9 protein-coding genes are annotated in these 13676 nt (G+C 72.7%); 4 read left to right on the top strand and 5 right to left on the bottom strand.

The window, feature by feature from the left end:
* Positions 1–56 precede the first annotated feature (56 nt).
* Positions 57–1022, bottom strand: a complete 966-nt coding sequence (locus ACWGIG_RS12150) for a methyltransferase domain-containing protein (protein WP_453321458.1) — start codon at positions 1020–1022, stop codon at positions 57–59.
* A 146-nt stretch (positions 1023–1168) separates the two neighbouring features.
* Here ACWGIG_RS12150 and ACWGIG_RS12145 point away from each other — a divergent pair, with 146 nt between their 5' ends.
* The 4 genes from ACWGIG_RS12145 to ACWGIG_RS12130 all read left to right on the top strand — a co-directional run bounded on the left by ACWGIG_RS12145 (position 1169) and on the right by ACWGIG_RS12130 (position 9047).
* Positions 1169–1573 carry a globin gene (locus ACWGIG_RS12145; RefSeq protein ID WP_453321457.1) on the top strand — a complete coding sequence of 135 codons (405 nt, stop codon included), beginning with the start codon at positions 1169–1171 and terminating at the stop codon, positions 1571–1573.
* A 179-nt stretch (positions 1574–1752) separates the two neighbouring features.
* Positions 1753–5112 (top strand): FtsX-like permease family protein, encoded by a 3360-nt coding sequence (locus tag ACWGIG_RS12140; protein WP_453321456.1) that lies wholly within the window; start codon positions 1753–1755, stop codon positions 5110–5112.
* Between the two features lie 150 nt (positions 5113–5262).
* Positions 5263–8046: an FtsX-like permease family protein gene (locus ACWGIG_RS12135; protein ID WP_453321455.1), complete on the top strand. Its 2784-nt coding sequence runs from the start codon at positions 5263–5265 to the stop codon at positions 8044–8046.
* Positions 8043–9047, top strand: a complete 1005-nt coding sequence (locus tag ACWGIG_RS12130) for an ABC transporter ATP-binding protein (protein ID WP_453321454.1) — start codon at positions 8043–8045, stop codon at positions 9045–9047. The genes ACWGIG_RS12135 and ACWGIG_RS12130 overlap by 4 nt, the downstream gene beginning before the upstream one ends.
* A gap of 110 nt (positions 9048–9157) precedes the next feature.
* On the opposite strand, the gene ACWGIG_RS12125 is transcribed toward ACWGIG_RS12130, so the two are convergent.
* The 4 genes from ACWGIG_RS12125 to ACWGIG_RS12110 form a co-directional block, all read right to left on the bottom strand.
* Complete coding sequence (locus tag ACWGIG_RS12125; protein ID WP_453321453.1) at positions 9158–9835, bottom strand: hypothetical protein; 678 nt, start codon at positions 9833–9835, stop codon at positions 9158–9160.
* A 13-nt stretch (positions 9836–9848) separates the two neighbouring features.
* On the bottom strand, positions 9849–10316 hold the full coding sequence (locus ACWGIG_RS12120) for an acyl-CoA thioesterase (RefSeq protein WP_453321452.1): 468 nt from the start codon (positions 10314–10316) through the stop codon (positions 9849–9851).
* Between the two features lie 6 nt (positions 10317–10322).
* Positions 10323–11987: an energy-dependent translational throttle protein EttA gene (gene ettA, locus ACWGIG_RS12115; protein WP_453321451.1), complete on the bottom strand. Its 1665-nt coding sequence runs from the start codon at positions 11985–11987 to the stop codon at positions 10323–10325.
* Positions 11988–12150: 163 nt separating this feature from the next.
* A complete protein-coding gene (locus ACWGIG_RS12110; protein ID WP_453321450.1) occupies positions 12151–13614 on the bottom strand; it encodes a TQXA domain-containing protein in 1464 nt (487 codons plus the stop codon).
* Positions 13615–13676 lie beyond the last annotated feature (62 nt).

The following is a 13676-nucleotide window of genomic DNA, read 5'->3' as shown; positions in this document are numbered from 1 at the left end:
CCTCGGGGTGCGGCGCCGCCGCCGCGTGCTCGTCCCCCGCGTCCCCCACGTTCACCTCACCCCAGCGGCCACGCGTACGGCCCCGCCGGATCGTCCAGCCACGCCCACTGCCCCACCTCGCTCACCGTCACCCCGAACCGCTCCCGCCTCGGCCGCCCCTCCAGATGCCACAGCGCCAGCGCCTCGTGCGGATCCAGACTGCTCGCGCTGAGCGTCAGCAGGAAGCGGAACAGGTCGTTCTCCAACGCCGACCGCGGCAGCCCGCCCGTATAGCGCGGCGCCGGCGCGGCAGGCCCTCCGCGCAACGGCACGAAGTACGCGGGGGTCGGCAGGAAGCGACCCTCCGCGTACGAGCCGTCCCGCACCCGCAGCGCGATCAGCCCCGTCGACAGTGGTGCCAGGATCCGCGCCCCCGGCCTGCACTGCCCCAGCCACTCCGGCGGCACCGAGGGCACCGTGCAGGTGGCCATGATCCGGTCGAAGGGGGCACGTGCCGGGCAGCCCCGCGCCCCGTCGCCGGCCAGGACCACCGGCGCGTACCCGGCCCGCGCCAGGTGCGAGCGGGCCGACTCCACGATCTCCGGGTCCAGGTCGAGGCTGGTGACGTGCTCCTCGCCCAGCCGGTGGGAGAGCAGCGCCGCGTTGTAGCCGGTGCCCGCACCGACCTCCAGCACCTCGTGTCCCTCCCGTACCTCCAGCTCGTCCAGCATCCTGGCCATCAGCGAGGGCTGGCTGCTGGAGGAGAGCAGCACGCCGTCCCGTACCCGGGTGGCGAGCGCGGTGTCGGCGTACACGCCCCGCAGCCAGCGGTCCCGGCGCTGCGGGTCCTGGTCCTCGCCCCAGAGGCGCTCGCTGCCACCGGGGCCGAACTTGAACCAGTACGGCACGAAAAGATGCCTCGGTACCGCGCCGAAGGCCTCCCGCCAGGCCGGGTCCTTCAGTGCGCCGGCCGCGGCGATCTCCCGTACCAGCGCGGCCCGCTCGTCGGCATACAGGTCCACGAACTCCGCGTGTGCGCCCATAGGCCCACTGTCGCGCGGGCACCGCCCCCTTGGCGAGGGTGCGAACGGGTGGGGTACGAGGTGGGATGCCGCGGTCCTGGGCCGGAGTCCTGGGCCGGAGTCCTAGGCCCCGGGTCCTCCGCCGCCCCGTCTGAGACGATGGAACGGTGAACGAGATTCCGCGGGGAACGCTTCAGGAGCAGACCTTCTACGAGCAGGTGGGCGGGGAGGCGACCTTCCGGCGCCTGGTGCACCGCTTCTACCAGGGCGTCGCCGAAGACCCGCTGCTGCGGCCGATGTACCCGGAGGAGGACCTCGGCCCGGCCGAGGAGCGGTTCACGCTGTTCCTGATGCAGTACTGGGGCGGCCCGCGCACCTACAGCGACGAGCGCGGGCATCCGCGGCTGCGGATGCGGCACGCGCCCTTCCAGGTGGACCGGGCGGCGCACGACGCGTGGCTGGGCCACATGCGGGTGGCGGTCGACGAGCTGGGCCTGGACGCCGAGCACGAGCGGCAGTTGTGGAACTACATGACGTACGCCGCCGCCTCCATGGTGAACACCGAGGGCTGAACTCTCCCTTTTCACACCGAAGTTGGGCGAATTCCCCCTCCGTGGAACCGGAACGCGGTAATCCGCCACCGAATTTCGATCACGATCGCCTCAAGCCGGAACGGCGAGCGGTTTCCCGCCCTCTGACCCCCTGACAGCATCCCGGAAGGGCTTTCGGAGCAGGGGCGTCAGGGGAACGAATGACGGCGTTTGTCTTTCTGCGCGTACGCGCGCACCGGCTGCTGCTCACCGCAGCCCTCCTCGCGGTCCTGCTGACCACGTCCGTACTGGCGGCGCTCGCCGCCTTCTCCGGGTCGATCGGGGACGCGGGGCTGCGCCGCTCGCTGGGCTCTCGCGACGCTTCGGCCGCCTCCCTCACCGTGTCCAGCAGCGCCGTCACCGGGCAGAACCGGGCCGAGGCCGACAAGGTCGTACGGGAAGCGGGCCGGCGCACCTTCGACGCCCTGCCCACCCGCACCACCACCCTGGACCAGTCCGGCCCCTACGCGCTGCCCCGCACCCTCCAGCCGGCCGCGGCGCGCAAGGGCGAACCCGACCTGACCCGGTTCGCGGGGATCGACCGCGACCGGGTGCGGCTGACCGCGGGCGCCTGGCCGAAGCCGCTCCAGGGCTCCCCCGCCAAGAACACGATCATCGAGGTCGCGCTCCCCGACAACGCCGCCAAGCAGCTCAGGATCGCCCCCGGCGGCGCCGCCCTCACCCTCACCGACCGCCTCTCGGGGCCGGCCAGGCAGATCCGCGTCACCGGCCTGTACGCCCCGAAGCGGCCGGCCGACCCGTACTGGAAGCTGGAGGAGCTGGCCGGGCGCGGCATCCGCAGCGCCACCTTCACCACCTACGGCCCGCTGCTCGCCGATCCGGCGCTGCTGCGCTCCGGGCACGTCTCGCACGGCACCGCCTCCTGGCTGGTCACCGCCGACTTCCGCACGGTGGAATCGGCGCGCATCGACGCGCTGCGCACGGCGGCTGCCGACGGCGCGTCGTACCTGGCGGGGACAGCCCCCTTCAAGGGGTCGGTGTCGGTGGCCAACGGGCTGCCGACCGTCCTGGACCAGGCGCAGCGGGCGCTGCTGGTGTCGCGCTCCACGCTGCTGATCGTCTCGTTGCAGCTGGTGCTCCTCTCGGCGTACGCGCTGCTGCTGGTGGCCCGGCTGCTGAGCAGCGAGCGGGCCGGGGAGACCGAACTGCTCGTGGCGCGCGGCGGTTCGCGCGGGCGCATCGTCGCGCTGTCCGCCATCGAGGCCGGGTGTCTGGCGCTGCCCGCCGCGATCGCCGCGCCGCTGCTCGCGGGCCCGCTGACCCGGCTGCTGTCGGGGCGGGGCACGCTCGGCAGGCTCGGGCTGACGCTGGACACCGGCGGGCCGCTGGGCACGGCCGGGCTCTGGCTGGTCGGGGTGGGCGTGGGCCTGGGGTGTGCGGCGGCCGTCGTCGCACCCGCGATCGCGGCGGGGCGCAGCAGCAAGGGTCTCGGCCGCAGGCTCCGCTCGGTGCCCGCGCCGATGAAGGCGGGCGCCGACCTCTCGCTGCTGCTGATCGCGATCGTCGCGTACTGGCAGCTGGACCGGCAGACCTCGGGCACCGGGCCGCTGACCGGCGACAGGAACGGCGACCTCGGGGTGGACCCGCTGCTCGTCGCCGCTCCGGCGCTCGCGCTGCTCGCGGGCACGGTGCTGACGCTGCGGCTGCTGCCGCCGCTCGCGAAACTCGCGGAGAAACGTGCCGCCAAGGGGCGCGGACTGCCCGCCGCGCTCGCGGGCTGGCAGCTGAGCCGCCGTCCGCTGCGCGGCGCGGGCCCCGTGCTGCTGCTGGTGCTGGCCGTCGCGATGGGGATGCTGGCGATCGGTCAGGGCGCCTCGTGGGACCGTTCGCAGGAGGACCAGGCGGACTTCCGCAGCGGTGCCTCGATCCGGGTCACGAGTGGCGCGGGGGCAGGTTCCGGAGTGGGCGAGGTGTACGCGTCGGCCCCCGGCGTGACCGCCGCCGCCCCCGCCGCGCGGGTGGGGATGAACCTCTCGGGCGACCGCACGGCGGACGTCCTGGCGCTGGACACCTCCCGGGCGACCGAGGCCCTGCTGCTCCGTGACGACCTGGTGGAGGGCGGCAGCGGTGGCCTGCGGAAGCAGACCGCGGCGCTGGGCGTCCTGGACAAGGACCGGAACGGGATCGCCCTGCCGGGCGACAGCGGCACCTTCACCCTGGACGTCGTCCTGCGCCGCCCCGACGACGTCCCCTCAAAGATGTCGAGCCGCATCACGGTCACCGTCGAGGACCGCTACGGCGTCACCCACCGGCTGCCCGCGGGGTCCGTGACCGCCGACGGGCGCGCGAAGGAACTGACCGTGGACGCTGCGGCGGCGGCCGGCCGGCCGGCTCCCCCGCTGTACCTGACGGGCCTGGAGACGACGGTCGCCCAGCCGCGGACCTCCGAGACCCACGTCCTGACGGTCCGTTCGGTACGGAGCCAGGGCGGCCGGGTCTCGACCACGCCCAAGGCCCTCACCTGGTCGGGGACCGCGGTCGACATGCTGGACGACCAGGCGGGCGTCCTGGAGGCACGTACCAAGCTCCGACCGTCCACCCCGAGCCGCACGCTCCTCGACGTCGTCTACGAGACGGGGGCGAACACGATGACGGCCGAGGAGCAGGAGTGGGCCGGATACCCCACGACGGCCGTGCGCCTCGCCCTGGTCCGGGCCAAGCCCCGGGCGCTGTCGGCCGTCGCGACGGACGGGTTCCTGACGGCCTCGGGCGCGAAGCCCGGCTCGACGGTCGGCCTCGACGTCAACGGCGCCAACCTGACCTTCAAGATCATCGGCACCGTGCGGCAGCTGTCCACGACCGGGCCCGCCGCGTCGGGCACGGCCGGGGCGGCCGATGCCGCCGGCGCCAAGAGCGACGGCGGCGCCCTCCTCGTCGATCTGCGCGCCGTCAACCAGGAGTTGGCCCGGTTGGAGGCGATCGCACTGTCGCCCACCGAGTGGTGGCTGGCCACCGCGCCCGGCAGGGCCGCAGAGGCCGCGCAGGCGCTGCGCAGCCGCCCCGACGTCGACCCGCAGCAGGTTCACGTACGGGACGAGACGCTGCGCGAGCTGTCCGACGACCCGCTCGGCGCGGGGCCGCAGGCGGCGCTGCTCGCGGTCGCCGTGGTGGCCGCGCTGCTGGCCGCGGTGGGCTTCGCGGTGGGTGCGGCGGGCTCGCTGCGGGAGCGGACCGCGGAGTTCGCGGTGCTCAGGGCGCTGGGCACGCCGCCGCGACAGCTGGCCCGGCTGATCGCGGGCGAGCAGTCGCTGCTGATCGGCATCGCGCTGGTCGTCGGTCTTGCGCTGGGCGCCGTACTGACCAGGGCGGTGGTCCCGCTGATCGTGCTGACCGGGCAGGCCACCCAGCCGCTGCCCGGGGTTCTGGTGCAGCTGCCCGCCGGGCAGGTCGCACTGCTGCTGGCCGGTGTTGTCGCCGTACCCCTGCTGGTCGTCCTGGTGCTCGCACTGCGCCGCGGCGATCCGGCCACCACACTGCGCGTCCAAGGAGGCGGCAACTGACATGAGCCACAGCACTCACGCCTCCTCAGAGAGGCACCACCCTGCACCCGGCGCGTCCTCAAAGAGGCGGCACCACCCTGCACCCGACGCGCCCTCAAAGAGGCGGCACCACCTCGCTTCCGCCGCGTCCTCACAGAGGCGGCAACTGACATGAGCAACCGTGCTGTCGCCCCGTGGGTACGCACCCGGCTGCGCGCCGCACCCGGGGCCGCCGTCGCCCTGGGCGTACTGGTCCTGATCACGGCGTTCCTCGCCTCGGCCTTCCCGCGTGCGCTGGACCGCGCCCAGGACACGGGCCTGCGGCACGAGATCGGCTCGGCCCCCGCCGCGCAGCGGGTGCTGCAGGCCGTCGGCGGACCGGGCGACATGGCGGCCCCGCCGGAGGCCCGGGGGGAGTCCCTGAGCCCCGCCGTGCTGAGCGACGTGCTCGACCAGCTGGTCGAGGCGCCCGCGAAACCGCTCCGGGTGACACGCGCGGGCTCGGCGTACGGGGTCCGTACGTCGCAGCCGCTGGCCTCGCCGGACAGGTCGCTGCCCCGACTGAGCGATGCCAAGCCGGAGTTCATCGTGACCGCCCGGTCGGCTCTGGCCGAGCACTCCCGGTTCGTCGAGGGCCGCGCGCCCCTGCACCGGAACAAGCCCGTCACTGCGGTGCTCGACCTGGAGGCCGCAGTCAGCACGGCCACGGCCAGGACCCTGCGGCTCAAGGTCGGTTCGGTGGTGCACCTCGGCGCCAAGGAGACCGGTGTCACCATCGGCAACTCCGCCCGGGTGAGGATCACCGGCATCTTCGCCCCGCGCGCCCCGGAGTCCACCTACTGGTCCGTCGAGCCGCTGCTGCACCGGCCCGCGATCCAGGTCACGAAGAGCGAGCCCGACGACTCGCACTGGCTGTCCGCCCTGCTGCTGGCCCCCGACGCCGGCGGCGCCCTCTTCTCCCTCGACCCGGAACCCGAAACGTTCTGGGAGATCCCCACCCACACCGACCGTCTCACGGCCCGCGACGCGCAGCCCCTGATCAGCGCGGTGGCGAGCCTGGAGAGCGGTCCCGCGGCCACCGCCCTGCGCGAGCGCCTCGGCCGCCCCCTCATGGTCACCACCGACCTCGAAAAGCTGGTCGCCTCCTTCGAGGCCACCCGTACCGCGGTCGTCCCTGTCGTCGCCGTCGCCGCCTTCGGGGTCGGCACGGTGGCGGCGGTCGTCCTCCTGATGACCGGCGCGCTCGCCGGGGCCCGCCGGTCCGCCGAGCTGGCGCTCGTACGGGCGCGGGGCGGTTCGGTGCGCGGCCTGGTGCGGCGGCTGTGGACGGAGCTCGCGGTGGTGGTGGTGCCGGCCGCCGCGCTGGGCTGGCTGGCCTCGCTCCTGCTGCTGCCGGACGCCCGGCCGACCCCTCCCGCGCTCGCGGCGGCGGCCGTCGCGCTGCTCGCCAGTGCGGGCCTGCCCCTGCGGGCGGCCCTCACGCATCTGCGGCCGAGCGTGCACGGGGAGCGGGCCGATGTCGTACGGGCCAAACCGTCGCGGCGCCGCACGGTCGCCGAACTCACCTTCGTCGTCCTGATGGCGGGCGCGGTCGTCGCGCTGCGCAGGCGGGGTACGGACGGCGGGGTCGATCAACTGGTCAGCGCCGCCCCGGTGCTGGTGGGGATGGTCGCGTCGTTCGTGCTCGTACGGCTGTATCCGCTGCCGCTGCGCATGGTGGCCCGGCCGATGGCGCTGCGCCGGGGGGCGGTCGGCTTCCTGTCGGCGGCCCGGGCGGGGCGCTCCCCCGCCGCGGCGACACTGCCGCTGCTGGCGCTGCTGCTCGCCCTGACGACGGCCGCCTTCGGTGGTTCCGTACTGGCGGGCGTGGCCGATTCACGGGACCGGGCGGCGACGGCGCAGGTGGGCGCGGACGCCCGGCTGCAGAACGACCGGGCGGGCTTCGACGCACGCACCCTGGCGGCCGTACGCGAGGTCCCCGGTGTACGCGAGGTCAGCGCGGTCGGTGTCGACACCATGATCACGCTGCCGGACGGGAAGAGCGAGGTCTCGCTGGTGGCGGTCGACCCCGATTCGTACGCCCGCCTCGCGCGCGGTACGGAGAGCGGCGGCTTTGCGCCCTCCGCGCTGAACGCCTCAGCAGACAGCGGCAAGGACAGCAAGGGCAGTAGGGACAGCAAGGGCAAGGTCTTCCCCGTCCTCGCCTCCCCCGAGACCGCCGCCCGCCTCGGCAACGGCCCCGCCATCGCCCTGCGCAGCGCCCGCTACGGCGACTTCACGACGCGCGTCGCGGGCACGGTGAAGAGCACCCCGGCCCTGCGCGAGGGCGAGTTCATGCTGATCAGCACCGCTGCCCTCCCCCGCTACAAGCCGTCGTCCCTGCTGCTCACCGGCATCGACGCGAGTGCCCTGGACCGCGAGGCGCTGCAGAGCGCCGCGGGCGCCGGGACGCAAGTGCACCTGTGGGCCGAGGAGCGGAGCAAGTTCACCAGCAGGCCGTTCCAGCAGGGCGCCGAGCGGATCTACGCGACGGCGGTCGCGGCCGGTGCGGGCTTCGCCGTGCTCGCCGTACTGCTCTCCCTCCTCCAGGCCTCCCCCGAGCGCAAGGCGCTGCTGGCCAGGCTGCGCACGATGGGTCTCACCCGGGGTCAGGGCCGACGGCTGCTGGTCTTCGAGTCGCTGCCGCAGGCGCTGCTGGCCGCGTGCGGCGGGGCGCTGGTCGGCTGGGCGGCCGTCCAACTCCTCGCCCCCGACATCGATCTGGGCGTACTCGCCCTGGCCGCGAAGGCGCAGATTCCGGGCTCCGTGCCCGTGCTGCTGCGTACGGACGCCTGGTCGCTGCTCGTCCCCGCGCTCGCGGTGGTGTGCATCGCGGCCGGGGTGGCGGCGATCCAGGCGTGGTGGTCCACCCGCGTGACGACAACGACCGAACTCAGGGCAGGAGACGCTCGATGACCGACACCACGACGGCCGCGGCGACCGGTACCGGCGCCGGCACGGGCACTGGAACGGGCGCCGGAACCACTCTCGCGGAGCTGGAGCAACGGGCCGCGTCCCGGCGCAACCGCCCCGAGTTCGGCCACGACGCGCTGATCTCCTGCGACCGGCTGGTGCGCGTGTTCACCACGGACGGGGTGGAGGTGCAGGCCCTCCAGGGGCTCGATCTCCTGGTCGAGGAGGGCGAGTTGATGGCCCTGGTGGGGGCGTCGGGCAGCGGCAAGTCGACGCTGATGAACATCCTCGCCGGTCTCGACGAGCCGACGGCGGGCGCGGCGAAGGTGGCGGGCTGCGACCTGCTGACGATGGGCGCGAAGGAGCGGCTGAACTACCGGCGCAACGTGGTCGGCTTCATCTGGCAGCAGACCGCCCGCAACCTCCTCCCGTACCTGACATCGGCCCAGAACGTGGCGCTGCCCATGCAGCTGAAGGGGCGCGGCAGAACGGCCGAACGCACGGCGCGGGTGGATCAGCTGCTGGCCATGATGGACGTCGCGGCCTGCCGCGACCGGCGCCCCTCGCAGATGTCGGGCGGCCAGCAGCAGCGGGTGGCCATCGCGGTCGCCCTGGCCAATCAGCCCTCGGTGCTCCTCGCGGACGAGCCGACGGGCGAGCTGGACTCCACGACCGCCGACCAGATCTTCGGGGCGTTCCGCAGGGCGAACGAGGAGCTGGGCACGACGATCGTCATCGTCACCCACGACAGTTCGGTCGCCACCGAAGTACGCCGTACGGTCGCCATCCGCGACGGCCGTACGTCGACGGAGGTGCTGCGGCGCACGGAGGTGGACGCGGAGACCGGTCAGGAGTCGGTGGTGGCCCGCGAGTACGCGATGCTGGACCGGGCAGGGAGGCTCCAGCTCCCGGCGGAGTACACGGAGTCGCTGGACATGCGGCACCGCGTCATGCTGGAGCTGGAGCAGGACCACATCGGCATCTGGCCGGACGACCAGCAGTAGAAACCTCGGGCGGGCGCTGCTTCGCGGGAGGGCGCCACGCTCAGGCGTGTGCTTCTTCGCAGGCGGGCGCCACGCTCAGACGTGTGCTGCTTCGCAGGCGGGCGCCACGCTCAGGCGGGCGCCACGCTCAGTGTCCCGATCCCGCCGGACGACACCCTGCGGACCGTCACCGATCCGTAGGGGGTACGGAGCCGGAGCCAGCTCCCCGCGGAGAGCAGCGCCACCGGTACGCCGGGCCGCAGGAAGCCCAGCGACTGGGCGGCGTGCACGGCCCGCAGCGGGAGTTCGGTCCCCCGGAGCGTGCGCGACCAGATGTCGCGGCCGATCCGGTCCCGGGCCGCCCTGGTCCGCTCCTCGGGGGCCAACTCCTCGTCCCGGGAACGGAATTCGGCGACCGCGGCCGATACGACGCCCCGCATGGCGGCGGCGTCCGGCACTCCTTCGACCTGTTGCCAGCCGCCGCGCGGCGGCAGCACACCGGCCCACGGCGGCCCGGTGACGGCCTCGGGCACGGCCACCGCACCCGTCGACTCCTCGATTCCTTCGAGGAGTTCACCGGCGGACACGGTCACGTCGAACTGAGCGGGCCTGGCCAGCCGGGCGGTTCGCACGGCGAGGACCTCGAAGGACGGCGGCCGTCCGAAGACGGCCAGCGCGCCGCCCTCCGCCTGGAGGCGGACGGCGGCGGCCCGGTCGTAGTGGATCAGCCGGGCGAGGAAGGCGGCGAGGTCCGCCGCCTCGCCCGCCCCGTCCAGTTCCAGTGTCCGGGCCCCCGCCTGCACCGTCATGCCCGCTCCGTCGTCATGCTGCGACAGCCTTGGCGGCCTTGGGGCTGCCTGCCTTGGTACTGCCGGCCTCGGCGTCGTCGTCCAGGTACTCCCGCAGGAAGGACTTCTCCTCGGCGGTGATCCGCCGCGGCCGTCCCTCCGCCAGGTTGAACGGGACCACGACCGTGGACGCCCGAACGTAGACCTGCTCGGGATCCTTGATCTCGTACGCGATCGTCAGGGACGCCGCGCCTATCTTCGTCACCCACGACTCGATCCGTACCGGCTCGTGCCGGTGGACGAGGGGCCGCACGTAGTCGATCTCGTGCCGGGCCACGACGGACCCGCCCGTGAAGGACTCGCTGCCCTCGCCCGGCGCCAGCCGGAACATGAAGTCGATCCGCGCCTCTTCCAGGTACCGCAGGAAGACGACGTTGTTGACGTGCCCGAAGGCGTCCATGTCCGACCAGCGCAGGGGGCAGGAGTAGATGTGCCGAGCCACCAGCTATCAGCCTCGCGTGAGCTTCTTGTACGTGGCACGGTGCGGACGCGCTGCGTCCGCTCCGAGCCGCTCGACCTTGTTCTTCTCGTAGGACTCGAAGTTGCCCTCGAACCAGTACCACTTGGAGTCGCCCTCGTACGCGAGGATGTGCGTCGCCACCCGGTCCAGGAACCAGCGGTCGTGGGAGATGACCACGGCCGCGCCCGGGAATTCGAGCAGTGCGTTCTCCAGCGACGACAGGGTCTCGACGTCGAGGTCGTTGGTCGGTTCGTCGAGGAGGAGCAGGTTGCCGCCCTCCTTGAGGGTCAGCGCCAGGTTGAGGCGGTTGCGCTCACCGCCGGAGAGGACCCCGGCCGCCTTCTGCTGGTCCGGGCCCTTGAAGCCGAAGGCGCTGACGTACGCGCGCGAGGGCATCTCGACCTGGCCGACGTTGATGTAGTCCAGCTCGTCGGAGACGACGGCCCACAGCGACTTCTTCGGGTCGATGTTGGCGCGCGACTGGTCGACGTAACTGATCTTGACCGTGTCGCCGACCTTGATCGAACCGGCGTCCGGGGTCTCCAGGCCCTGGATCATCTTGAACAGCGTCGTCTTGCCTGCGCCGTTCGGACCGATGATGCCCACGATGCCGTTGCGCGGCAGCGTGAAGCTCAGGTCGTCGATGAGCACCTTGTCGCCGAAGGCCTTCGAGAGGTTCTCGACGTTGACGACGATCGAACCCAGACGCGGGCCCGGCGGAATCTGGATCTCCTCGAAGTCCAGCTTCCGCATCTTGTCGGCCTCGGCGGCCATCTCCTCGTAACGGGCGAGGCGGGCCTTGGACTTGACCTGGCGGCCCTTGGCGTTGGAGCGGACCCACTCCAACTCCTCCTTGAGCCGCTTCTGGCGCTTCTCGTCCTTGCGGCCCTCGACCTTGAGGCGGGTGGCCTTCTTGTCGAGGTACGTGGAGTAGTTGCCCTCGTAGGCGATGGCACGGCCGCGGTCGAGTTCGAGGATCCACTCGGCGACGTTGTTCAGGAAGTACCGGTCGTGGGTCACAGCGATGACGCAGCCCGCGTACTTCGAGAGGTGCTGCTCCAGCCAGTTCACCGACTCGGCGTCCAGGTGGTTGGTGGGCTCGTCGAGGAGGAGCAGGTCCGGGGCCTCGATGAGCAGCTTGCAGAGCGCGACGCGGCGCTTCTCGCCACCGGAGAGGGTGGTGACGGGCCAGTCGCCGGGCGGGCAGCCCAGGGCGTCCATGGCCTGCTCCAGCTGGGCGTCGAGGTCCCAGGCGTTGGCGTGGTCCAGGTCTTCCTGGAGCTTGCCCATCTCGTCGAGCAGCGCGTCGGAGTAGTCGGTCGCCATGAGCTCGGCGACCTCGTTGAAGCGCGCGAGCTTCCCCATGGTCTCGGCCGCGCCGGCCTGGACGTTCTCCAGAACGGTCTTGGACTCGTCGAGCTTCGGCTCCTGCATGAGGATGCCGACGGTGAAGCCGGGCGTCAGGAACGCGTCACCGTTGGACGGCTGCTCAAGCCCGGCCATGATCTTGAGAACGGTGGACTTGCCGGCGCCGTTCGGGCCGACCACACCGATCTTCGCGCCGGGCAGGAAGCTCAGGGTGACGTCATCAAGAATCACCTTGTCGCCGTGCGCCTTACGCGTCTTGCGCATGGTGTAGATGTACTCAGCCAAGAGAAACCGTCCGGCAGATTGATGGTGGGCAGGGATACACCCCATCTTGCCTGACGTCACTCCCCCGGCGGAAACCGGATACCCGCGGGACCGGGGGCCGGGGCCGGGGGTGCGGGGGCTTGCACCCCTTGTCCCCCTTGGCCCACAGCCCCTGAGGACCCGGTCAGTGAACCGATCGGTCTTCGCCGGAACCTTCGCCGGAACCGGGGACCGGATCCTTCTTGCGGAGCAGGAACACCGCGCCGCCGCCCAGTACGACCATGCCGAGCGCGATGTACCCGATCATCGAGGTCGCCGCCGATCCGCCGGTCGCGGCGAGGTTCTCGTCGTCGGCCGTGGCGAGCGGGGTGGGCTGGCCCGCGGTGGCCGGGGTGGGCCGGTTCGCGGGGGCGTCGGCGGTGCCGATGGCGACGGTCCCTGCGGTCTCGCAGTCCAGGACGCCCGCGAAGTTCTTACGGAGCCCACCGGGCCCGGAGACCGTGAGGTCGTACGCCTGGTCCTCCTGCAGCGGGATGGTCACCGTCCGCGACTTCCCGGCCTCGGTGGTGTACCGGGAGCCGAGCAGCTCGAAGCTGAACGGGGCGTCGCCCGCGTTGGCCGCCGTGATGTCGACGCCGCTCCGGGTGCAGTTCTTCTTCGCGGAGAGCGCCGGGACGGCTCCCGACGCCTTCGCTCCGGCCCAGGTGGCGGTGGCTTCGGCGGTGACGGTGGAGGTGGAGGCCCCGGCCAGGATCTGGGTCTGGCTGTGGGTGTCGCTGACGAAGGCCCGCCCGATCGGCACCCTGGCGTCCGCCTGGACCGTGAGCGCGGTCGTGCCGCCCGGGGTGTCGGCGGGTATGTCGAAGTACACCCGGGCTCCGTTCCCGACGTCCTTGACGGTCTTGCCGTCCTTGTCGACGGCCCGCACCCCGGCCGGGGCACCCGTGGTGACCTGGACGGTCGCCCGGTCCGCCCCGGTACGGACGGTGACCGGGCCGACCCGCTCCCCGGCACGGCCCGCCACGGCGGGCGGATCGAGGGTGAGCGAGGCGGGCGGCTGCCGGGTGTCCTTCGCGGCCCGCCCCAGGTACGCGGCAAGCTTTCCTGCGTCCGGGTCGAGGGGGCGCGCCTCGACGTCGTCGGAGAGGCGCCAGATGGCGGCCTGGGTGCCCGCGGCGGCTGCCCTGTTGTCGAGGGTCTTCGCGCCGGCGCTCTCGGCGAGCGCCGCGAGATCGTTGACCTGGGGGTAGGAGTGCTCCAGGATCCAGCGGATCTTCCCGGCGTTCTTGTTCTTGTGCAGCGAGGACTGCTCCCAGCCGACTTCCTTGTACGTGGTCCCCTCGCGCGCCGGGGTCCGCAGGTCGATGCTGTAGCTCTGCAGGGTGCCGCCGCCGGTGACGGTCATCTCGAAGAGCCCTGCCTCGGCCTTCCACTCCTCGCCCGCGTCACTGATGGTCACGGCGTCGTGGACGGTGAGCCTGCCGAGGGTGGCGGCGGCGCCGCCGGGGTTGCGCGGCTGCTCGCCTGCCGCTGCGGGTCCCGCGCCGGCCAGTGCACCCGCCGTGAGCAGGGACGGAGCGAGAAGGGCTGCCGCCAGTCGGCGGGCGGTCCTCTGCCTCCGGTTCGAAGCTGTCGCTTCGCCAAACATGCAAGTCCCCTCCGGGCGAGGTGCTTTCGCATGGTGCGTGTGGGGGGAGTGCCTCGCCTGCA

The organism is Streptomyces sp. NPDC054863, from assembly GCF_053610825.1.
This window is presented reverse-complemented; position numbering and strand designations above follow the sequence as displayed.

What these genes read in the sequence shown, in the direction of transcription:
- ACWGIG_RS12125 (WP_453321453.1), bottom strand. Translation starts at nt 9,835, where the DNA reads ATGACGGTGCAGGCGGGGGCCCGGACACTGGAACTGGACGGGGCGGGC.
- ACWGIG_RS12140 (WP_453321456.1), top strand. Translation starts at nt 1,753, where the DNA reads ATGACGGCGTTTGTCTTTCTGCGCGTACGCGCGCACCGGCTGCTGCTC.
- ACWGIG_RS12135 (WP_453321455.1), top strand. Translation starts at nt 5,263, where the DNA reads ATGAGCAACCGTGCTGTCGCCCCGTGGGTACGCACCCGGCTGCGCGCC.
- ACWGIG_RS12110 (WP_453321450.1), bottom strand. Translation starts at nt 13,614, where the DNA reads ATGTTTGGCGAAGCGACAGCTTCGAACCGGAGGCAGAGGACCGCCCGC.
- ACWGIG_RS12130 (WP_453321454.1), top strand. Translation starts at nt 8,043, where the DNA reads ATGACCGACACCACGACGGCCGCGGCGACCGGTACCGGCGCCGGCACG.
- ACWGIG_RS12150 (WP_453321458.1), bottom strand. Translation starts at nt 1,022, where the DNA reads ATGGGCGCACACGCGGAGTTCGTGGACCTGTATGCCGACGAGCGGGCC.